Source organism: Vibrio cortegadensis, from assembly GCF_024347395.1.
Taxonomy (GTDB): domain Bacteria; phylum Pseudomonadota; class Gammaproteobacteria; order Enterobacterales; family Vibrionaceae; genus Vibrio; species Vibrio cortegadensis.
Genome location: NZ_AP025472.1, coordinates 1,882,077 through 1,904,075 on the forward strand (window position 1 = coordinate 1,882,077; position 21,999 = coordinate 1,904,075).

At 43.1% G+C, this 21,999-nt stretch carries 19 protein-coding genes, 4 tRNA genes and 1 other annotated feature; of the genes, 12 read left to right on the top strand and 11 right to left on the bottom strand.

All coding sequences use genetic code 11. The annotated features are described in order from the left end of the window. Positions 1-295: 295 nt before the first annotated feature. From OCV39_RS08875 to uvrY, 7 genes are all read right to left on the bottom strand, one after another. Positions 296-371 (bottom strand) — tRNA-Gly (locus OCV39_RS08875). A gap of 34 nt (positions 372-405) precedes the next feature. Beyond that, a tRNA-Leu gene (locus tag OCV39_RS08880) sits at positions 406-492 on the bottom strand. Between the two features lie 96 nt (positions 493-588). Then, a tRNA-Gly gene (locus OCV39_RS08885) sits at positions 589-664 on the bottom strand. Between the two features lie 26 nt (positions 665-690). Beyond that, positions 691-764, bottom strand: a tRNA-Cys gene (locus OCV39_RS08890). Positions 765-1,081: 317 nt separating this feature from the next. Further along, a complete protein-coding gene (gene pgsA, locus OCV39_RS08895; RefSeq protein WP_017052024.1) occupies positions 1,082-1,639 on the bottom strand; it encodes a CDP-diacylglycerol--glycerol-3-phosphate 3-phosphatidyltransferase in 558 nt (185 codons plus the stop codon). Positions 1,640-1,685: 46 nt separating this feature from the next. After that, the gene (gene uvrC, locus OCV39_RS08900) at positions 1,686-3,518 is read right to left on the bottom strand and encodes an excinuclease ABC subunit UvrC (protein WP_113797369.1); all 1,833 of its coding nucleotides are present in this window, start codon (positions 3,516-3,518) and stop codon (positions 1,686-1,688) included. After that, positions 3,518-4,162: a UvrY/SirA/GacA family response regulator transcription factor gene (gene uvrY, locus OCV39_RS08905; RefSeq protein WP_029203297.1), complete on the bottom strand. Its 645-nt coding sequence runs from the start codon at positions 4,160-4,162 to the stop codon at positions 3,518-3,520. The genes uvrC and uvrY overlap by 1 nt, the downstream gene beginning before the upstream one ends. A 388-nt stretch (positions 4,163-4,550) precedes the next feature. Between uvrY and OCV39_RS08910 the strand changes: the two genes are divergently transcribed. Then, positions 4,551-6,914 (top strand): DNA polymerase II, encoded by a 2,364-nt coding sequence (locus OCV39_RS08910; protein ID WP_261888321.1) that lies wholly within the window; start codon positions 4,551-4,553, stop codon positions 6,912-6,914. A gap of 10 nt (positions 6,915-6,924) precedes the next feature. Here the strand turns inward: OCV39_RS08910 and OCV39_RS08915 are convergent, their stop codons facing one another. Then, complete coding sequence (locus tag OCV39_RS08915) at positions 6,925-7,692, bottom strand: nucleotidyltransferase domain-containing protein (protein ID WP_136993783.1); 768 nt, start codon at positions 7,690-7,692, stop codon at positions 6,925-6,927. Positions 7,693-7,839: 147 nt separating this feature from the next. On the opposite strand from OCV39_RS08915, the gene OCV39_RS08920 reads away from it, so the two are divergent. Next, positions 7,840-8,160, top strand: a complete 321-nt coding sequence (locus tag OCV39_RS08920; RefSeq protein ID WP_029203296.1) for an HI1450 family dsDNA-mimic protein — start codon at positions 7,840-7,842, stop codon at positions 8,158-8,160. 117 nt (positions 8,161-8,277) lie between these two features. Further along, entirely contained in the window at positions 8,278-8,760 is a 483-nt protein-coding gene (locus OCV39_RS08925) for an RNA methyltransferase (RefSeq protein ID WP_017052018.1), read from the top strand. A gap of 97 nt (positions 8,761-8,857) precedes the next feature. Here OCV39_RS08925 and rluB read toward each other — a convergent pair whose 3' ends face one another. The 3 genes from rluB to rnm all read right to left on the bottom strand — a co-directional run bounded on the left by rluB (position 8,858) and on the right by rnm (position 11,563). Beyond that, positions 8,858-9,889: a 23S rRNA pseudouridine(2605) synthase RluB gene (gene rluB / locus OCV39_RS08930; protein ID WP_136993781.1), complete on the bottom strand. Its 1,032-nt coding sequence runs from the start codon at positions 9,887-9,889 to the stop codon at positions 8,858-8,860. 145 nt (positions 9,890-10,034) lie between these two features. Beyond that, the gene (locus OCV39_RS08935) at positions 10,035-10,655 is read right to left on the bottom strand and encodes an L-threonylcarbamoyladenylate synthase (RefSeq protein ID WP_017052016.1); all 621 of its coding nucleotides are present in this window, start codon (positions 10,653-10,655) and stop codon (positions 10,035-10,037) included. Positions 10,656-10,702: 47 nt separating this feature from the next. Then, positions 10,703-11,563, bottom strand: a complete 861-nt coding sequence (gene rnm / locus OCV39_RS08940; RefSeq protein ID WP_113797377.1) for an RNase RNM — start codon at positions 11,561-11,563, stop codon at positions 10,703-10,705. 84 nt (positions 11,564-11,647) lie between these two features. On the opposite strand from rnm, the gene OCV39_RS08945 reads away from it, so the two are divergent. The 9 genes from OCV39_RS08945 to OCV39_RS08985 all read left to right on the top strand — a co-directional run bounded on the left by OCV39_RS08945 (position 11,648) and on the right by OCV39_RS08985 (position 21,964). Beyond that, positions 11,648-11,758: a Trp operon leader peptide gene (locus OCV39_RS08945; RefSeq protein ID WP_084654809.1), complete on the top strand. Its 111-nt coding sequence runs from the start codon at positions 11,648-11,650 to the stop codon at positions 11,756-11,758. Then, positions 11,705-11,806: a sequence feature (Trp leader region), on the top strand. It overlaps the preceding gene by 54 nt. A gap of 77 nt (positions 11,807-11,883) precedes the next feature. Continuing rightward, on the top strand, positions 11,884-13,563 hold the full coding sequence (locus OCV39_RS08950; RefSeq protein ID WP_390903217.1) for an anthranilate synthase component 1: 1,680 nt from the start codon (positions 11,884-11,886) through the stop codon (positions 13,561-13,563). Positions 13,564-13,565: 2 nt separating this feature from the next. Then, positions 13,566-14,156, top strand: coding sequence for an aminodeoxychorismate/anthranilate synthase component II (locus OCV39_RS08955; protein ID WP_261888323.1), 591 nt, complete (start codon positions 13,566-13,568; stop codon positions 14,154-14,156). Positions 14,157-14,189: 33 nt separating this feature from the next. Further along, the gene (gene trpD / locus OCV39_RS08960; protein WP_390903245.1) at positions 14,190-15,188 is read left to right on the top strand and encodes an anthranilate phosphoribosyltransferase; all 999 of its coding nucleotides are present in this window, start codon (positions 14,190-14,192) and stop codon (positions 15,186-15,188) included. Between the two features lie 4 nt (positions 15,189-15,192). Then, a complete protein-coding gene (trpCF, locus tag OCV39_RS08965; protein ID WP_261888325.1) occupies positions 15,193-16,623 on the top strand; it encodes a bifunctional indole-3-glycerol-phosphate synthase TrpC/phosphoribosylanthranilate isomerase TrpF in 1,431 nt (476 codons plus the stop codon). Between the two features lie 145 nt (positions 16,624-16,768). Next, positions 16,769-17,986, top strand: a complete 1,218-nt coding sequence (gene trpB / locus OCV39_RS08970; RefSeq protein WP_017052010.1) for a tryptophan synthase subunit beta — start codon at positions 16,769-16,771, stop codon at positions 17,984-17,986. Then, positions 17,986-18,792, top strand: coding sequence for a tryptophan synthase subunit alpha (trpA, locus tag OCV39_RS08975; RefSeq protein ID WP_261888326.1), 807 nt, complete (start codon positions 17,986-17,988; stop codon positions 18,790-18,792). The genes trpB and trpA overlap by 1 nt, the downstream gene beginning before the upstream one ends. Before the next feature lie 478 nt (positions 18,793-19,270). Further along, entirely contained in the window at positions 19,271-20,530 is a 1,260-nt protein-coding gene (locus OCV39_RS08980; protein WP_113797387.1) for a dicarboxylate/amino acid:cation symporter, read from the top strand. A 294-nt stretch (positions 20,531-20,824) separates the two neighbouring features. Further along, positions 20,825-21,964 carry an ABC transporter substrate-binding protein gene (locus OCV39_RS08985; protein WP_017052007.1) on the top strand — a complete coding sequence of 380 codons (1,140 nt, stop codon included), beginning with the start codon at positions 20,825-20,827 and terminating at the stop codon, positions 21,962-21,964. Positions 21,965-21,999 lie beyond the last annotated feature (35 nt).

Consider the following 21,999-nt stretch of genomic DNA (forward strand, 5'->3'; position numbering starts at 1 on the left):
ATAAACAATAATGCGATTGCAATTTTTTAATGACAAGGTTGTTAAAACCAACATTCTTTGGACAAATAAAGAGCAGATCATCTTTAGAATAAATTCTTAACCTGTTAACGACAGCGGAAAAAAACGGGGATTTCTATCAGGGCAATTTACTTTCTGTCTAATTAATGAGAGCGACACACAAGACCCCTCTCTTCAAAACATTAGGCGTGACCTCACCCTGGGTAAGGTTGCGCACCCAATCTATTTATTTCAGACGAAAAAAAGCCCAATCATTTCTGATCGGGCTTCTTCAATTTGGAGCGATACATCGGGTTCGAACCGATGACCTCAACCTTGGCAAGGTTGCGCTCTACCAACTGAGCTAGTATCGCATTGCTGCATTCATAGAATGCAGACTTTTATAGATGGTGCCCCGGGCCGGACTTGAACCGGCACAGCGCGAACGCCGAGGGATTTTAAATCCCTTGTGTCTACCAATTCCACCACCAGGGCACGCAATTCTTTATTGCGATGCTCCTAACCAGTAACTCAATGAAGAGTGGTTAGACACCATCTTATGTATCGTCGCCATAACGCTACATTCAAATTTGGAGCGATACATCGGGTTCGAACCGATGACCTCAACCTTGGCAAGGTTGCGCTCTACCAACTGAGCTAGTATCGCATTTCATTCTTCTTTAAAAGAGAGAATGGAGGCGCCTCCCGGAGTCGAACCGAGGTCCACGGATTTGCAATCCGCTGCATAGCCACTCTGCCAAGGCGCCTTTATCACCGTTAAGTTGCTCACTTATTTCGTTGAGCTCCTCTTGGGTACGGGATGCATTTTACGGATTAGAGCAGTTGAGTCAACACTATTTTTTCTATTTTCAGACTGTTTGGCTACTAAACATTCAAAACGTGCCAAATTGGTCAGTTTAGTAGCAATTAAACCTCCATATTGGAGAAGATAACTGCTAGCAACTTAGAGAGTGAGAGTAAGAAAGTGCATTCTCCTACTCAATCACAGAAGTCATCACCTTAAAACCAATAGACTAAAACAAAAAAAGCGAACCCCATTGGTTCGCTTTTTTTGTTTTAATTCTTAATGATGCTGCTCATCAAGCAAATCATCTTTTGCAGCGGCCAAATATTGAACCATTGACCAGTAGGTTAAGATGGTCGCAATGTAAAGTGCACCATATCCTACCCAAATCATCCAATCATCATAGCGCCAGATAAGCACCCAAAGCGCAAACATTTGGGAAACGGTTTTAACTTTACCTACCCACGAAACGGCAACACTTGCTCGTTTACCGATTTCCGCCATCCATTCTCTTAAAGCAGAGATGATAATTTCACGGCCAATCATAGTTACCGCTGGAATTGTCACCCATATTGAATGGTAGTGCTCAGTCACTAATATCAATGCCGTTGCGACTAAGACCTTATCTGCCACAGGGTCAATGAATGCCCCGAAACGAGAAGTTTGGCCTAATTTTCGCGCTAGCATACCATCTAACCAATCGGTAAAACCCGCAACCCAAAACACCATTGCCGCAGCAAATGGAGCCCATGAATACGGTAGATAGAAAACTACGACAAAGACAGGGATGAGAAATAATCTCAATAACGACAAAATGTTAGGTATATTAAAACGCATATTATTAGGCTCTTATCAATTGCGCCTTCATGTTGCGGGATTTTTGCTATTGTTTCAATGCTTGATAAATAATTTCTGCCAAAGAAATACTAATACCGGGCACTTTGGCTATTTCTTCAACAGTAGCACGTTTTAATTCTTGCAATCCGCCCATGTTCTTTAGTAAGGCTTGTCTGCGTTTCGGACCGACACCTTCGATCCCCTCTAAAGGGCTCGTGCGACGCGTTTTGCCACGTTTAGCTCTATGTCCAGCAATCGCATGATTATGGCTTTCATCACGAATATGTTGAATGAGGTGAAGTGCAGGTGCATCACTTGGTAAATTAAACTCTTCACCATCGGTAGTAATCAAGGTTTCAAGCCCGGGTTTACGAGTAACGCCTTTAGCAATACCAATCATGATTGGGCGTTTTGGCCAATCTTCCCAATGTTTGGAAATTATCTCTAGTGACCGATTCAGTTGCCCTTTGCCACCATCGATGAAAATCACATCAGGTATTTTATCTACATCCAGTTGTTTGGAGTAACGGCGCTCTAGAACTTGACCCATTGCCGCGTAATCATCACCACCTGTAATTCCGGTAATATTATAGCGGCGATACTCCTGCTTCACGGGGCCTTCATGATTGAAGACAACACATGACGCAATCGTACTTTCACCCATAGTATGACTAATGTCGAAACATTCCATTCTGCGAATTGATTCAACCGCCAACACATCTTGAAGCTCTTTGAAGCGCTGGTTGACCGTCATCTTATGATTTATTTTGGTCGTGATCGCGGTTAATGCATTGGTGTTAGCAAGTTTAAGGTACTGACTTCGACTTTTCGTTGGGTTCGTCTGAAATGTGATTTTCCGCCCAGCAACATCGCTTAAGGCATCCTGGAGAGCGTTTGTCTCTTCAACTAAGCCCGCACTTAATATTATTCGGGTCGGTATAGTTCGCGATTCGTTATGTGCCAAATAATATTGACTGAGGAAACTATAAAAGACCTCTTCCGAGGTTGTCTTGCTGGGTATTTTTGGAAAATGGCTACGACTACCCAGGATCTTACCCTGTCGGATCATCAAAATATGGATGCATGCAATGCCATTCTCTTGAGCAAAACCGAGTACATCCATGTCGTCCATACTGTCTTCAGAGACAAATTGCTGCTCTTGAACTCGTCGAATTGCCTGAATCTGATCTCTGAACCCTGCGGCCTCTTCGAATTTGAGTTGCTGGCTCGCCTTATCCATCTTGTCGATCAAAGTTTCAAGTACTTGCTTATCTTTGCCTTTCAAGAACAGACGAACATACCCCACCAGCTCGGCATAATCTTCATCGGATATGATGCTTTTCACACATGGTGCGGCACAACGTCCAATTTGGTACATCAAGCACGGACGAGTACGATTACCATAAACCGTATCTTCACATTGTCTAACTGGGAATATTTTTTGAATTAAATGAAGTGTTTCTCGAACCGCACCAGAGTCAGGATAAGGACCAAAATATTCGCCTTTGCGCTTTTTCGTTCCTCGGTGCATTGATAACCGTGGATGTTTATGTCCGCTGATAAAGATGTATGGGTAAGACTTATCATCTCTCAATAAAACATTGTACTTAGGCAAATACTGCTTAATGTAGTTATGTTCTAAGATCAGAGCTTCTGTCTCAGTATGTGTCACTGTGACGTCAATTTTATCGATATTACTTACAAGAGCGCGCGTTTTTTCACTATCCACTCTTTTGCGGAAATAACTAGAAAGGCGTTTTTGGAGGTCTTTGGCTTTTCCTACATATATCACAACAGCATCGGCGTTATACATACGATAAACGCCGGGCTGATGTGTGACTGTTTTTAGAAAAGCTACCGAGTCAAACGATGATGTCACTACAAGGTCTCGGTATCTAAAATTCCATGTCGAATAGCCAAATGGGTCAGCTCGACATCACCACCTATATCTAACTTGCTAAACAAGCGGTAGCGATAGCTATTGACTGTTTTTGGACTTAAATTTAATTGCTCTGAAATATCCGTTACTTTCTGTCCTTTGGTGATCATCATCATGATCTGAAGTTCACGTTCAGAAAGATCTTTAAATGGATTCTCAGACGCAGGCGAAAACTGACTTAATGCCATTTGCTGCGCAATTTCTGGGGAAATATATCGCTGTCCAGTATGAACGACACGAATAGCATTCACCATTTCGTCAGGACCTGCACCTTTGGTTAGATAACCGGCAGCTCCTGCTTGCATCACTTTAGTTGGAAACGGATTCTCCGTATGAACCGTCAAAACAATGATTCTAACATCTGGATTATATCGCAAGATTTTTTTGGTCGCTTCAAGCCCACCAATACCCGGCATATTCATATCCATCAAAATAACGTCGGTATTATTACTCCGACACCATTTTACTGCATCTTCACCGCTTTCAGCTTCCCCTGCTACGTTCATTCCACGGACGTCTTCTATAATACGTCGTATCCCTGTGCGAACCAGCTCGTGATCATCTACAAGGAAAACATTTATCAAACTTGTATCTCCACACTTGTCTATTGGTTCTGCATCCCCAAAATATGGGAAGCAGCATGGTTGCTTATAGTAACGCATTTCGTATAAAAATGCTTACCAAGAATATGTGCCCAAACTCAAACTTTAGCAAGAACTTATTTTATAAGAACAAAAAATCATCGTTAAAGTTCTTATAGATCACTAAGTTAAAGTATTACCTGAGCAACTAAAACGATTGTGATCAACTTGTTACATGTGCAACTAACAACTTAAATCACTCTGCTGAATATTAACTTTTGTGTATATTTATCCACCGCATTTATTTAATACTCGCATAACAACTCCCAATCTTCTTTTATTCTTACTGAGGTTTGTTATTATCTCATCACTATTTTTTTGAGTGTCTATTTTGAATACTGAACAGGGGTTTATTCTTACCCGCCAAGCCAGAGATACATCTGGTGCAACTCAAATTGACTTATGGCTCAGCACGCCTAACGGGCCTACGCTATTAACGATACCTCAAGAAAAACCCATTTTCTTTATTCCACAATCCACTCTTTCTCAGTGTCAAACCATCGCGCAGCAAGAGTCGGTTAATGTCCAGTTTAAACCTTTACCTTTAACTTCTTTTGAGCAGCATTCACTTACTGGCTGTTACTTCAATACGAGTAAAGACGCCAATAAATTTTCAGCGACGTTGGCATTAAATGACATCACCACATATGAGGCCGATATTAAACTCGCCGACAGGTATTTAATGGAGCGATTCATTAAAGGCGGTGTTGAATTCACAGGGCGACAAAAACAGAAGCAATCGTATCGACATATCGAACAAGCAAAATGCAGAGCGACCGATTACATACCGTCACTTTCTGTCGTATCAATTGATATCGAATGTTCCGAAAAAGGGATTCTTTACTCTATAGGGTTAGATAGCCCTATGGACAGCCGAGTCATTATGATCGGGCCTTCGCAACCCAGTGAAACACAGATCCAATGGGTCTCCGATGAGAGATCCCTGCTAATCGCAATGGTTGATTGGTTTCAACAATTTGATCCCGACATTATTATTGGGTGGAATGTTATTGATTTTGATTTCCGGCTTTTGCATAAGCGCGCTGAATGGCATCACTTAGCTTTAAAAATTGGTCGAGCAAAGCAATCCAGTTTCTTTCGAACCTCTAACCAAAGTCAGCAAGGTTTTATCACCATTCCAGGTCGAGTCGTTCTTGATGGCATTGATACCTTAAAAACCGCGACTTACCATTTTCGCTCCTGGTCGTTAGAATCTGTCTCAAGAGAGTTACTTGGTGAAGGCAAAGACATCCATAATGTTCATGACAGAATGGATGAAATCAATCGAATGTTCCGTGAAGATAAACCTTCACTCGCTCGTTATAACTTGCAAGATTGCGTACTCGTAAATCGAATATTTCAACATACGCATTTACTCGATTTTGCTATAGAAAGAACACGATTGACTGGCGTAGAACTTGACCGGATTGGCGGTTCTGTCGCGGCTTTCACCAATTTGTATCTCCCACAGATCCATCGCTCAGGTTATGTCGCCCCCAATTTAGCGCCTGAAAACTGGATTGCTAGCCCTGGCGGCTATGTTATGGACTCGATTCCACAGCTCTACGACTCTGTTCTGGTACTCGATTTCAAAAGTCTTTATCCCTCAATTATTCGTTCATTTCTGATTGACCCTATCGGTTTAATTGAAGGGCTGAAACAAGAGATAGGTAATGACGAAAAGGGATCGGTACCTGGCTTTAGAGGTGGTCAATTTCATCGGAAACAACATTTCTTGCCTAAGATGATCGAAGATCTATGGGCTGCTCGCGACATCGCAAAGAAGAATAATGAAAAAGCATTTTCACAAGCGATAAAAATCATCATGAACTCTTTCTATGGCGTTTTAGGCTCTTCTGGTTGCCGTTTTTTTGATACTCGACTTGCCTCCTCAATCACGATGCGCGGTCATGAAATAATGAAACAGACCAAAATGCTGATTGAGCAACGCGGCTATCAAGTGATCTATGGTGATACCGACTCCACCTTTGTCTCGCTAAACGGTCAATTATCACAGCAAGAAGCTGACAAGATTGGTCACCAATTAGTTGAAGAAATTAACGAGTGGTGGACTGCTCATCTAAGGGAGGAGTACAACCTCACGTCGATTTTAGAGATTGAATTCGAAACCCATTACCGTAAGTTCCTCATGCCCACCATTCGGGGTTCAGAGACGGGCTCAAAGAAACGTTATGCAGGGCTGACTGGAGAAGGTGACAATGAGAAAATCATTTTTAAAGGATTAGAAAGTGCCAGAACGGATTGGACACCGCTTGCACAACGATTTCAACAGCAACTCTACCAAATGGTTTTTCATGGTGAAGATCCAAGTGAATACGTCCGTCAATTTGTTGAACAGACCAAGGCAGGTCAATTCGATGATGAGCTAAGCTATCAAAAACGATTACGCAGAAAACTGCACGAATATCAGAAAAACGTGCCACCTCAAGTCAGAGCAGCGCGTATGGCAGATGAGATAAATGCGAAGCGCGGTCGTCCTCTTCAATATCAGAATAAGGGGCGAATCGAGTATGTCATCACCATCAACGGCCCTGAACCAAAAGAGTACCAGCAGAGCTTAATCGATTATCAACACTATGTAGACAAGCAGATTAAACCCGTTGCCGAAGCTATTCTTCCATTTATTGATATCGACTTTGAGCGACTCAATGCCGCTCAACTAGGACTATTTTAATAAAGAAGCACTACCCAATTTTAAACTCTGTTTTTTTATACTGTTTCGTCAACCAAGCACCAAACCCATCCAAGATCCCAATCACGGAGCGTTTCGGGATCAACTTTCCTGTGAGCAGTATATTTAATCGTTGAATTTCGACCTCTTTATCTGGATGGTAACGTAAGAACTCTTTCCCACATTCCGTTGGGTCATCAAACCAGCGTTTATCGCGATACATGATCAGCGAGTAACTAGCCCTAAGCAACTTTTTAGCAATCGTAACTTGCGCGTGTATCTGCTCGTGTGCCGTAGCCGCTTTTGCGATCCTATGGCGATAGATCTCCAACCAATCATCTACATCCATATTCCAGTGTTTTGCAATTTCCCAGCTAGGTTCGAATTCACCATAACAATCTGACAGATCTTCTCCATAGATGCATACGCAGCAGTGCTTAAGCATAAAACCCCAAGTGAAAATATTATCTAGATCGACAATATCACTCACCAACGCTGTCTTAATTGAAACCTCAGTAAGTTGCGGAAAGCTTTTCTGAAAACGCCATTTAATAGTATTAAGCAGTGTCGTTCGGTTATCGTTAAATTCGCGATGAGTGATCACAACGACATCCAAGTTGGAGCGACCAACCTTTGCCGACTTTCTTGCAACACTACCGTAGAGATAGACACTGTGTAGGTTGGTTCCAAGCCCACCCTTGAGGAATTTCAAAAGATCAGTGATTGCCGGTTGGAATTCGGCCTGAAACGGCGAGCTTGGATTGATAACGGGTAATACCATCTTGATTATTTGTCTTTAAAAATGAAAAAGAATACACAAGGTTATGATCTACTAGCTGAATCAATCGATCAAGTTATTCCTTTTATAGTGCGTGGCTTGATATACTATGTCCCAAGCACTTTAAGTCTACCCAATGAAGGTTACACAATGACAGAACTAATTTCTTATGATGACGCTATCGATGTGGCATACGACATCTTCCTAGAAATGGCACCAGACAACCTAGAACCTGCGGATGTCATTCTATTCACTGCACAATTTGAAGACCGAGGCGCTGCTGAACTGGTAGAGACTGGAGACGACTGGGTACAAGAAGTTGGATTTGAAGTTGATAAAGAAGTTTACGCTGAAATTAGAATTGGCCTAGTCAATGAAGCTGACGATGTCCTAGACGATGTGTTTGCTCGTTTACTTATCAGCCGAGACCCAGACAACCGTTCTTGCCACGCCCTATGGAAACGCGACTAGTTCTTACCATTTTCGCTTCGTTTTCATCAGCGTAAAGATTAAGCCTGAGCCTACTTTTAACTACGGCACTCAGGCTTTTTTATTCTCTTTTACTTATCTTTGCATTCGATTTCAATTATGACAAAAGCAACAAATGGCACCTTAGCTAAAGGCTACTCTTGCATTGGCCTGTTTAATCCTAAAACACCGGAAAACGTCGGTTCAGTCATGCGCGCTGCAGGCTGTTATGACGTAAACTCAGTATTCTACACGGGAACACGTTACGATCTCGCGAGACAATTTTGTACTGATACAAAAGAACAGCATTTAGATATTCCTCTTATCGGAGTTGAAAGCTTAAAAGATATTATTCCTTTGGGCTGTGTTCCTGTTGCGGTCGATTTAATCGAAGGGGCGAAACCTCTTCCTGACTACAAGCATCCACCTCGTGCCTTTTATATTTTTGGCCCTGAAGATGGAACACTGAAAAAAGAGATCACTGATTTTTGTCGCGAAACGATCTACGTACCGACCAATGGTTGCATGAACCTTGCGGCTGCGGTAAACGTAATCCTCTACGATCGAATGGCGAAAGGCGATAACTTTTCAAACCATAAGTGATCTAAGTTAGCGATGAATTGAAGAGCATCAATCTCATTATTGAGGCACAAAAAAACCTGCCATATTAAGCAGGTTTTTTTATTTAACTTATGAAACTCTAGATACGAGTTCTTGGCTTACTCGGCTTACTTGGACGGCCGTTATTCGGTTTTCTTGAACCCGGTTTCGGCTTCGCCTTGTTTGCAGAACCTTTCGGTGGTGCTCCAGCTTCATTTGTTGTCGTACCACGAGTATTCGGTTTTTGACGTTTCTGCTGATTACTGCGGCCTTTCGGTGCATTTGCACGCTCTTCGTGACGCTTAACTGCGCGACGAATTTTTTGGCTACGAGAACGCTCACGCTGACGCGAAGTATTGTTCGCATCAAGATCAAGCATTGTCTCTTTCTCAGCAGGAAGTTCTACTAATGTTCTTAAGTAGTTAACTTCTGTTAGATCAAGCTCTTTCCAACCGCCACGAGGTAATTTCTTATCTAAGTAGATATCACCATAACGAACACGCTTAAGACGGCTTACCGTGGTATCTTGCGATTCCCACAAACGACGAACTTCACGGTTACGACCTTCGTTGATTGCTACATAGAAAGTGTGGTTCATACCTTCACCGCCAGCATAAACAACATCTTCGAAACGAGCCATACCATCTTCAAGCTTAACGCCGCGAACTACATTCTTAACTTTGTCTTCGTTGATTTCACCAAAAACACGAACCAAGTATTCACGCTCAACTTGACGGCTAGGGTGCATCAAACGGTTAGCAAGTTCACCATCCGTTGTAAAAAGTAGTAAACCAGAAGTGTTCGCATCAAGACGACCCACTGAAATCCAACGAGAACCACGGATTTTTGGCAAGCGATCAAATACGGTACGACGACCTTCAGGATCGTTACGTGTACACAACTCCCCTTCCGGTTTGTAATACGCAAGTACACGACATACAACTTCTTCCGAAGCTTTACCAGAAACAGTATGACCATCAATACGGATAACCGCACTTTCGTCTTCTAGGCGCTCACCTAGTTTAGCAACTTGACCATTAATACTAACACGACCCGCTTTAATCAAAGCTTCAAGTTCACGACGAGAACCGTGACCTGCGCGTGCTAGAACCTTCTGTATTTTTTCGCTCATTTATCTACTATCTACCTAATTGTCGTCTTCACAGACGTCGAATGAATATTTTTGCGATCGAATCGCGGTCGCGTATTATCGCAAATTCAATGAAAAAAAGCATCTGTTATTTCGACAAATGCAGATGCTCGTTATCAAATCAGTTTTATTCAAACGGTACCGTATCACCAGCACCAATACGTGAAATCGTGACATCGTCTTCACTAAAATCAACAACCGTAGTTGGTTGCTCACCTAAATAGCCACCATTTAAGATCACATCAACGGCATGCTCTAGACTGTCACGAATCTCTTCTGGATCGGATTCAGTATGGCTATTACCAGGAAGAATCAATGACGTAGACATCAAAGGTTCACCAAGAGCTTCAAGAAGATCTAAGGCAATTTGATTGTCAGGGATACGAATACCGATCGTCTTTCTTTTTGCATTCATCAAACGACGAGGCACTTCTTTAGTCCCTTTAAAAATAAAGGTGTATGGCCCCGGGGTATTGCTTTTCAATAAGCGGAATGCAGTATTATCGACTCGTGCATACAGTGAAATTTCAGAAAGATCACGACATAACAGCGTGAAGTTATGCTTGCTATCTAAACGACGAATTTGGCAAATACGCTCTAACGCTTGTTTGTTTTCTAACTGACAACCCAATGCGTAACCGGAATCGGTTGGATAGACCACAATCCCGCCATTACGAATGATTGCTACGGCTTGACTGATCAAGCGAGCCTGAGGGTTTTCAGGGTGTACGTAAAAAAACTGGCTCATTGTAATTCCTCATTATCGAGTCTCTCGACTCTATCTGTGTGGCGTACTTATTGTTCTAAAGGTTTTTCTTTCTCAATAAGAGCCCAATCTTGCCATACTGGCTCAACCCCAGAAGGGAGCCAGAGGTTTCTTCCTAACTCCATCCAAGGTGATGGATAGTGAAAGTCGCTGCCTTGGGAAGCTAATAGTTTGTATTGTATAGCATAATCCGCCAAGTTGCGCCTTTCTTGCTGAGCTTGTTGTGGTTGAGCAACTTCCATTGCATCCCCACCCGCTTCAACATAGGCGCTTAGTAAACGCTTAACCCACTTAGCAGTCAACCCATATCGCCCAGGGTGAGCCAATACAGCTTGCCCACCAGCAGCATGAATCGCTTCTACCGCATCCGTCATTGAACACCATGTCGGTGGCACATAACCTGGATTATTCCGCGTTAAAAATTTCTTGAATACTTGCTGCATTGTTTTGGCGTAGCCGTTATCGACTAACCATTTAGCAAAATGAGCACGCGTAACAGGAGCGTCTCCCGCAATAGCTTGCACTTCTTCAAGCACACCTTCACGTGTTGCCTTGCTCAATCGCTCTGCAATTAACGCAGCACGTGAAACTCGATGCGCTTTTTGGCGCTCAATAAGCGCCGCAAGTTCCGCGGAATTAGGGTCAACATTCAATCCAACAATATGAATATCTTTATTTTGCCAAACCGTCGAAATTTCAATGCCATTAATCAATTGAATCGGTAGTTGGTTGTCTTCAATGTAACGATGCGCAACCGGCAAACCATCCAAAGTATCGTGATCTGTGATCGCCAACACTTCGATATTAAAGCCCAAAGCGCGATCGATTAATTCGCTAGGTGAAAACCGACCATCAGAAGCGGTTGTGTGACTGTGTAGATCTATTCTCATTATTCATTACTTTTCGGCTTGACTTTTTACTTCCGCACTAGTTAACTAGTACGCAAATACACTAAATCATTTTTTGGGTTCACTATGTTACAAGAATTTAACCAAAACCATAAAGACAAACTTTCAGTTAATGCAACTGATCTTAGTTGGTGGCGCACTTGGACAAGTTCTTGGTGGGCTAACGTATACTTTTAATTAATAAAATCTATACATTTAGCCCGCTCAATGAGCGGGCTTTTTATTTTGCTGTACATCTCACACTCAACTGAACAATAAAACATCGATATCGGAAGATTGCAGATTGGGTGCGTTCTCGCTTTATGCGACTATGTAGGCAGGAAGAATTAATAAATATTACTCAAGGAGGTCTTGTGAACAAGGCCATTGAAATTAAGAAGCTAGGAAAAATCGACGTCTTGCATACCTCTATTCCGTATGCTCAAGATCCAACTCGTCTATTCCATACATTATGTGAAAACAAAACCGACAGTCTTTTACTTGAGTCTGCTGAGATTGATTCAAAACAGAATCTTAAAAGCCTATTACTGATTGACGCAGCGGTTCGAATTGTCTGTCATGGGCACAAGGTTGTATTTAATGCCCTAACAGACAATGGGCGTAACCTAATTAAACACTTAGCGCGTAACATCCATCAACACATCTCATCCCAACTTGAAGAGAATGCGCTTACTATTATCTACCAAGATGATAACGCTTCTGATGACTTAACGAATAACCTCTGCCTAGATGAGGACAGTCGTCTAAGAGAAGCATCTTCATTTGATGCACTGCGCTTAGTGCAACACAGTTTCAACTTAGAGAACCAAGACAAACATGCGATCTTCATTGGTGGTCTATTCGCTTATGATTTAGTCGCAAGCTTTGAACCTCTTGGCAATGCGAAAGCAACGAACCAGTGTCCAGACTATGTCTTCTACGTGGCTGAAACCTTGATGATCGTCGATCATCAAACAGAATCCTGCTCACTTCAAGCTAGTCTATTTGAATCTACTCAGGTAGAAAAATGTCAACTTGAGCAGCGCCTAGAGCAGATTAATCACCAATGCCAATCTCTAGCAAATCTACCTGCTGCTCAAACCGTTGAGTGCACAGATGCGGTTCCAAGCGTCAGTGATGAAGATTTCTGTCAAACCGTTCGTGATTTAAAAGAGTTTGTTGTGAAAGGTGATGTGTTCCAAGTTGTGCCTTCACGCCATTTTACTCTCCCTTGCCCTTCTCCCCTTGCCGCATACAAAGCATTAAAAGAGAGTAATCCAAGCCCTTACATGTTCTATATGCAAGATGAGCTATTTACCCTTTTCGGGGCATCACCAGAAAGCGCATTGAAATACGAAACAGACACAAACCAAGTTGAAATCTACCCAATAGCCGGAACTCGTCGACGCGGAAAACATGCAAATGGCAGTATCAATTTTGACTTAGACAGTCGAATAGAACTTGAACTTCGCACAGACAAAAAAGAGAACGCTGAACACATGATGTTGGTCGATTTAGCTCGTAACGATGTAGCAAGAATCAGCGCCGCTGGCACTCGTCATGTTGCTGACTTACTCAAGGTAGACCGCTATAGCCACGTCATGCATCTCGTTTCTCGCGTGATTGGGCAACTAAGAGAAGATCTTGACGCTCTTCATGCGTATCAAGCGTGCATGAACATGGGAACCCTGACTGGCGCACCTAAGATCAGAGCAATGCAATTGATTCGTGACGTCGAACAAGCTCGTCGAGGCAGTTACGGTGGTGCTGTAGGCTACTTAACCGGTGAAGGCGATTTAGATACCTGCATTGTGATTCGTTCGGCTTATGTTGAAAACGGAATGGCACAAGTTCAAGCGGGAGCTGGCGTGGTGTTTGATTCCGACCCACAAGCAGAAGCAGATGAAACACGCGGCAAGGCTCAAGCTGTTATTTCTGCCATTCAAGATGCACACCGCAAACCAGAAGTCGCATCTAAAAACGCCCAAAAGCAGGAGTCATAAGCATGGCTAATATCGTCTTTGTCGATAACTTCGACTCCTTTACTTATAACCTAGTTGATCAATTCCGCTCACTAGGTCATCAAGTGACTATTTATCGAAACAACATTGCCGCTACGGTGATAGCAGAAGCCGTTAATCAACTCGATAACCCACTGGTTTTATTGTCACCGGGCCCTGGCGCACCATCAGAAGCGGGTTGTATGCCTGAACTGATCACAGCACTAAAAGGCAAAGTACCGATGATTGGTATCTGCCTTGGACACCAAGCCATTGTTGAAGCTTATGGCGGCACAGTTGCGGGCGCAGGTGAAATCATTCATGGTAAGGTTTCGATGATGGAACACAGCAATCACTCGACCTATCAAGGTTTACCCTCTCCACTTGCGATTGCGCGTTATCACTCACTCGTGGCAACTCATGTGCCACCAACATTAACCATTACCGCCGAAGTGGATGGTTTAGTAATGTCAGTGGTTCATGAACAAGACAAAATTTGCGGCTTTCAGTTTCACCCAGAATCAATTATGACGACTTACGGAGCAACACTGCTTTCCAACGCAATTGAATGGGCTTTAGACGAAGCACACGCCTAAACGGATTTAGAGGAAAAAATTATGGAATCAACAATGGAAAGCATCATCAACAAATTGTACGACCAACAATCTTTGACTCAGCAAGAGAGCCACCAGCTTTTTGATGTCATTATTCAAGGTGAATTAGACCCAATTCTGATGGCGGCAGCTCTTACGGCTCTAAAAATAAAAGGCGAGACACCAGATGAAATCGCAGGTGCCGCAAAAGCGCTACTTGCCAATGCGAGTCCTTTCCCTCGCCCTGATTATGACTTCGCCGACATCGTTGGCACAGGTGGCGACGGTTCAAACACCATTAATATTTCAACCACTGCTGCGTTTGTTGCGGCGGCATGTGGCGTAAAAATCGCAAAACATGGCAACCGTGGCGTATCAAGTAAATCTGGATCATCGGATCTACTTGACTCATTTGGTATCAACCTTGCGATGAGCGCAGAAGATACTCGTAAAGCCGTCGATGATCTTGGTGTCGCTTTCTTGTTCGCACCGCAATACCACGGAGGCATCCGTCACGCGATGCCTGTTCGTCAAACCATGAAAACGCGCACTCTCTTTAATATTTTAGGGCCATTGATCAACCCTGCTCGTCCTAACATCGAGTTAATGGGCGTCTATGATGCGTCACTGGTTCGTCCTATCGCGGAAACCATGCTACAAATGGGAATGAAACGAGCGGCAGTAGTACATGGTAGTGGCCTAGATGAAGTCGCAATTCACGGCGAAACCTTAGTGGCTGAAATTAAGGATGGAAAAATCACAGAGTACACACTTCAGCCTGAAGACTTTGGATTAGAAACTTACCCGCTTGACGCCATTAAAGGTGGAGAGCCAGAAGAGAATCGCGCAATCATTTCCGACATGCTGACAGGCAAAGGAACCGATGCTCAATTAGGTGCCGTTGCTGCCAATGTCGCTCTATTACTGCGCCTATTTGGACGAGAAGATCTCAAAGCAAATACCCAACATGCGATTGAGGTAATGAATTCAGGCAAAGCCTTTGAGCTAGTACAACAACTCGCGCAACGAGGATAAATAGATGACATCGAGATCAGAAGCCAAAGCAGAACAACTTTCAGAGCACATCTCTATTGAAAATACCGAGATGGCTGAAGTGCTGGTAAAAATTGTCAACGACAAACACAAATGGATTGAGGCGAGAAAACAGTCTCAACCTCTAGAAAGCTTTAAAGCATCGTTGGTTCCATCCGATCGAGATTTCTACGCGGCGCTCTCTGGTGATAAAGCGGCCTTTATACTGGAATGTAAAAAAGCATCGCCTTCTAAAGGGTTAATTCGCGATAACTTTGACCTTGATTACATTGCCTCGGTTTATAACGACCACGCCAGTGCAATCTCAATTTTGGCCGATGAAAAATACTTCCAAGGTAATTTCGATTTTTTACCCCAAGTTCGTAAACAGGTCACACAGCCTATTTTGTGTAAAGACTTCATGGTTGATATCTACCAAGTCTATCTAGCTCGCCATTATAGTGCCGATGCCATTTTACTGATGCTGTCCGTACTTAATGATCAGCAATACCGTGAACTTGCAGAAGTGGCTCATTCACTAGGGCTCGGCATTTTAACGGAAGTCAGCAATGAAGAAGAACTTGAACGCGCGGTGGCACTAAAAGCGAAAGTGATTGGAATTAACAACCGTAACTTACGCGACCTATCAACAGACTTGAATCGCACCAAAGAGTTAGCGCCATTGCTTCCTAAAGGCACGACTATTATTTCGGAATCGGGTATTTATACCCACCAGCAAGTTCGAGAACTCTCCGAGTTTGCGTCAGGCTTCCTTATCGGCAGCTCTATTATGGCTGAAGATGACATTGAATTAGCCGTCAGAAGTGTCACTCTAGGCGAAAATAAAGTGTGTGGATTAACTCATCCCGACGACGCAGCCAAAGCTTATCAAGCAGGTTCCGTATTTGGTGGCCTTATTTTTGTCGAAACATCCAAACGCTTTGTGAATCCGGAATCAGCCCGAATCGTAATGAGCGGTGCACCACTTAAATATGTGGGTGTTTTCCAAAACCAATCTATTGAGCAAGTCTCATCTTATGCCATTGAACTTGGGTTAAGCGCGGTACAACTGCATGGTGAGGAAGATCAACACTATGTCGACACATTGAAAGCTTTACTACCGTCCTCAACTGAGATTTGGAAAGCCTATGGCGTTGCTGAAACGATGCCTAGCTTACTCGCCTCTCACATTGACCGTCATTTATTGGATGCCAAAGTCGGCAATCAATCTGGTGGAACAGGAGTGAGTTTCGATTGGGAACTCATCAATGACACAAACAACATTATGTTGGCGGGCGGATTATCGCCACAAAACGCAAGACAAGCAGCAGCATTGGGCTGTTTAGGTTTGGATTTCAACTCTGGCGTGGAATCACAGCCGGGAACAAAAGACAGCCAAAAGCTTCAACATGCGTTTGCTGAAGTTCGAGCGTATTAACCACAGCTGAATCCGTAGCAACACTGAGCAATAAAAACGAGTGCTAAAGAACGAATAAATAGCAAATCAACCAAATTAAATGCTGATGTATTAACAATACCAACCGATATGTCAGCAACAAAAAGATAAAAAAAGGGATGTAATCATGGCGAAACTTGATGCTTATTTTGGCGAATACGGTGGACAATACGTACCACAAATCTTAGTACCTGCACTAGACCAACTAGAGCAAGCTTTTATTGATGCTCAAAAAGATCCTGAATTTCAATCTGAATTCATGACGCTATTGCAAGAGTATGCAGGTCGCCCAACCGCACTCACCCTAACTCGTAATTTGACTAAGGGCACAAAAACAAAACTTTACCTTAAACGTGAAGATTTGCTCCATGGTGGCGCTCATAAAACCAACCAAGTATTAGGCCAAGCGTTACTTGCGAAACGTATGGGTAAAAAAGAGATCATCGCAGAGACTGGTGCTGGTCAACACGGTGTTGCCACTGCTCTAGCGTGTGCGCTGCTTGATCTAAAATGCCGAGTTTACATGGGTGCAAAAGATGTGGAACGTCAGAGTCCTAACGTGTTCCGTATGAAATTAATGGGAGCGGAAGTCATTCCTGTTCATTCAGGCTCTGCAACCTTAAAAGACGCGTGTAACGAAGCACTGCGTGATTGGTCTGCAAGCTATGAAGAAGCTCACTACTTATTAGGTACTGCTGCGGGCCCTCACCCTTTCCCAACCATTGTCCGTGAATTCCAACACATGATTGGCGAAGAGACGAAGAACCAAATCCTAGCTCGCGAAGGTCGTCTGCCTGATGCGGTTATTGCTTGTGTCGGCGGTGGTTCGAACGCGATTGGCATGTTTGCGGACTTCATTGAAGAAGAAAATGTACGCTTAATTGGGGTTGAACCCGCGGGTAAAGGTATCGATACCGACCAACATGGCGCGCCTCTAAAACACGGTAAAACAGGTATTTTCTTCGGTATGAAATCACCTTTGATGCAAGATCCTAACGGTCAAGTAGAAGAGTCATACTCAGTATCTGCCGGGCTTGATTTTCCATCTGTTGGCCCACAGCACGCCTACTTAAACTCGATTGGTCGAGCGCAGTATGAATCCATTACCGATGATGAAGCACTAGAGACGTTTCAGCTATTAGCTCGTAAAGAGGGGATTATTCCAGCACTAGAATCAGCACATGCTTTGGCTTACGCAATCAAGATGGCTCAAGACGAACCAGAAAAAGAGCAATTGCTTGTCGTTAACCTTTCAGGACGTGGAGATAAAGACATTTTCACTGTACATGACATTCTTGAACAACAAGCTGCAAATAAAGCAGACAACAAAGAAGGAGCGCTATAATGGATCGCTATCAAACACTATTTCAGCGCTTAGCTGACAAACAACAAGGCGCTTTTGTTCCTTTCGTCACTATTGGCGATCCAAGCCCAGAGCTCTCTTTGCAGATCATGCAAACACTGGTTGAATCGGGTGCAGATGCGCTGGAGCTTGGCATTCCATTCTCAGATCCTCTTGCAGACGGGCCAACCATTCAAGGGGCGAACATCCGAGCTTTAGAGTCAAAAACCACTCCAAGTATCTGTTTTGACCTGATCGCAAAAATCAGAGCTCAACATCCAGATCTTCCAATCGGCTTATTGATGTACGCTAACCTTGTATTTGCGGGTGGAATCGAGAATTTCTATCAACGATGTGCTGAGGCGGGAGTTGATTCTGTATTAATCGCAGATGTTCCTACCAATGAGAGTACCGAGTTCGTCGCCGCTGCTGAAAAACATGGTGTGCATCCGATTTTTATCGCCCCACCGACAGCAAGTAATGAAACTCTGAAATCGGTATCTGACCTTGGGGGTGGCTACACTTACCTACTTTCACGTTCAGGGGTAACAGGAGCAGAAACCAAAGCGAATATGCCTGTTACGGCTTTATTAGAGCGCCTCAATGCATTTGACGCACCACCAGCCCTACTTGGCTTTGGCATATCCCAACCAGAACAGGTTCAAGAGGCCATTCAAGCTGGAGCCGCTGGCGCAATCTCTGGTTCAGCCGTCGTTAAAATTATTGAGAGTCATCTTGAACAGCCAGAGAAGATGCTTAGCCAGCTTTCGAGCTTTGTCTCCTCAATGAAAGCGGCAACTCAAAAATAAACAGTAGGTGAAATAATGATCTGAACTCTGGATCTGACTTACACACGACTTGAACAAAAAGAGTACGATTTTGTGCTCTTTTTTTGCTCTCCTCGCCCATAACACAATAACAATCACCGACTCAAAAAATAACATTCAACACAAAATGTTGTTAAATTTAAGATCTAAAAATCAACTCCCACCACCCCCTCACAAGTGTTAACAATCCACTTATTTTCATAATTCACAATTCATATGGCTAGCATTTACTTTATAAATAAAACACATAAATAATGTGGCACAACCCTCAGCAATCGGTTGCCAGCGTGCGCAATTTAACCCAACGGTACATAAAACAGCACTTTGAGACCATGCGCAATTGTTCTCTCATTGCTAAATATGAAAATTAAGTGTAAAACTACTGCGAGATATTAGTCCACATCTATGCCGTACAGTAGAGACTAATACTGGGAAATTACAATTAAATAGCACAGAGGTTATGGAAGTGTTAAAACAAAACAATTTATTAAGCAACATCGGTGTCCAAGTTGTCATCGCTATGATCATTGGTACTGCCGTTGGTGCCATGATGGGTGAAAGCGCAACAATCTTTGCTCCACTAGGCGCAATCTTTATTAATTTAATCAAAATGCTGGTTATACCTTTAGTCGCAGTTGCACTTATTTCTGGTGCTGCTGGTCTAGGTAATAGCTCTTCTGCTGGTAAAGTTGGTGTGACTACTCTTGGTTACTTCGCTTTGACATCAGCTCTTGCGGTGACACTTGCTCTAATTATGGGTGAGGTTTTCGAACCAGGACGTGGTATCGACGTATCTGGCGTCGAAGGCATGTTCTCTGCTGAATACGCTTCTAAAGGTGAACTACCTACTTTTTGGGCTACCATCACTGGTATGATCCCAACCAACGTTTTCCAATCACTGAACGAAGCTAACATTCTTCAAATTCTTGTTTTCTGCCTATTTTTTGGTATCGCTATCTCGAAGCAAGCAAAAGAGAAACGTGAGCCAATTATCAATGGCGTGAACGCAATCGTTGATGCAATGGTATGGATGATCAACAAAGTGATGATCATCGCTCCACTGGGTGTGTTTGGTCTTATGGCTGAAGCTGTCGGCACATTTGGTTTCGGCGCACTGATGGTCGTATTCAAACTGTTCGTCGTTTATGTTGCTGCTATCTTAATCTTTGGTTTTGTTGCTTACCCGCTAATGATCCAAATATTCACTAAGACGTCTGCTAAGAAATTCTTAACCGCAATGAAGAAACCTCAAGCCGTTGCTCTGTCAACTGCATCTTCAATGGCGACACTTCCAGTAACAATGGAAACCTGCGAAAAAGAGCTAGGCGTGCGTAACTCAACAGCATCTTTTGTTCTTCCTCTTGGTGCCACCATTAATATGTCGGGCAACGCAATCTACTACGGCCTTGTTGCGATTTTCTTTGCACAACTGTTCAACATCGACCTTTCTATGGGCGCATACATCGCAATCATCATCACTTCAACACTGGGTGCTGTTGGTCAAGCGGGCGTTCCTGGTCCTTCGTTCCTAGTTGTGGCTGTACTACTTGCTGCTGGCATTCCAATCGAAGGTCTACCGCTATTGTTCGCTCTTGACCGTATTTTCGATATGATCCGTACTGCACTAAACATCACTGGTGATGCTGCTTGTGCTGTTATCGTTGATTCATTAATTGAAGATGACGTTGTGAAAGCAGAACTAGAGAAACAACAAGCTTAAACCTAAGCTCAAAAGCTTAATTGTCATAAAAAGCTGCTCTATTTTGAGCAGCTTTTTTTATTCGCAATTAACCGAAAATAATGTCACGAATTCAAACCCTCCCACTCTAATTGTCCCCTTTTATCCGACCAAAACAGGCTAACTAATTAAAAACAGTCAAACTATGAAAGTTTTTTCCTTGGTAACAGGTCTTAAACAGAGATAACATTACAAAATCATTAACTTGCCATACAATAAATTACAACAATACTTAAACGCACTGTTGCCGTTTAACTAAAATGGATTTTTGACATTATGAAACGATTTTTTTTGCTCCTTTGTACATCCCTACTCTCTCTGTCGTCCCATGCAGCATCATGGCAAGAAATTGAAGCAAAAGCGGAAGGCCAAGTGGTCTATTTTCATGCTTGGGGTGGAAGCCAAGAAATCAACCAGTATTTACGTTGGGCTGGACAAGAGCTAAACAGTCGCTATGGCATCACTTTTAAACATGTGAAAGTGGCAGACATATCAGAAACGACGGCTCGTTTATTGGCAGAAAAAACAGCAGGAAAGAGTGATGGCGGCAGTGTCGACATGGTGTGGATTAACGGCGAAAACTTTAAGTCGATGAAAAACAGCAATCTACTCTTTGGTCCTTTCGTTAACACTTTACCGAGTTGGGAGTATGTAAACCAAGATTTCCCTGTTGATTTTGACTTTTCTGAACCAACCGATGGACTAGAAGCACCGTGGGGCATTGGTCAACTGGTATTTATTCACGACCAAGCAACATTAAATAATCCTCCTTCTTCTTTTAGTGAGTTACTCAGCTACAGCAAGGCCTTTCCTAATCGTATCGCTTACCCAAAACCACCTGAGTTTCATGGTACAAGCTTCCTGAAAGCACTGCTTATTGAACTGACTCGTAACGATGCAACACTGCAGAAACCAGTTAATGACGCCGACTTCCCACTCGTTACCGCTTCACTATGGAAATACCTAGACGAGTTACACAAAACAGCTTGGCGTCAAGGTAAGCAATTTCCTGCTGGCTCATCAGAAATGCTTCAGCTCCTTGATGATGATCAAATCGATCTTGCGATCACATTCAATCCAAATGGCGTTTTCTCTGCTCAAGCGAGCGGTAAGTTAGCAGAGACAACTCAAGCATACGCTTTTGAGACAGGCGCACTGAGCAATATTCACTTTTTGGCTATTCCATGGAATGCCTCAGCAAAAGAAGGGGCTCAAGTTGCTATTAACTTCCTTTTAAGCCCAGAAGCACAATCACGCAAAGGCGACCTGAATATTTGGGGCGATCCATCTATCCTACAGTCGCAATATTTAACAGGCAGTGCGAAAAATACCAAACTATTCAAATCAGTTGCTGAGCCGCATCCAAGTTGGCAAGTTGCACTGGAAAAAGAGTGGCTTAAACGCTACGGAAAATAAAATAGGTCATCACTATCATCTTAATTAAAACGATT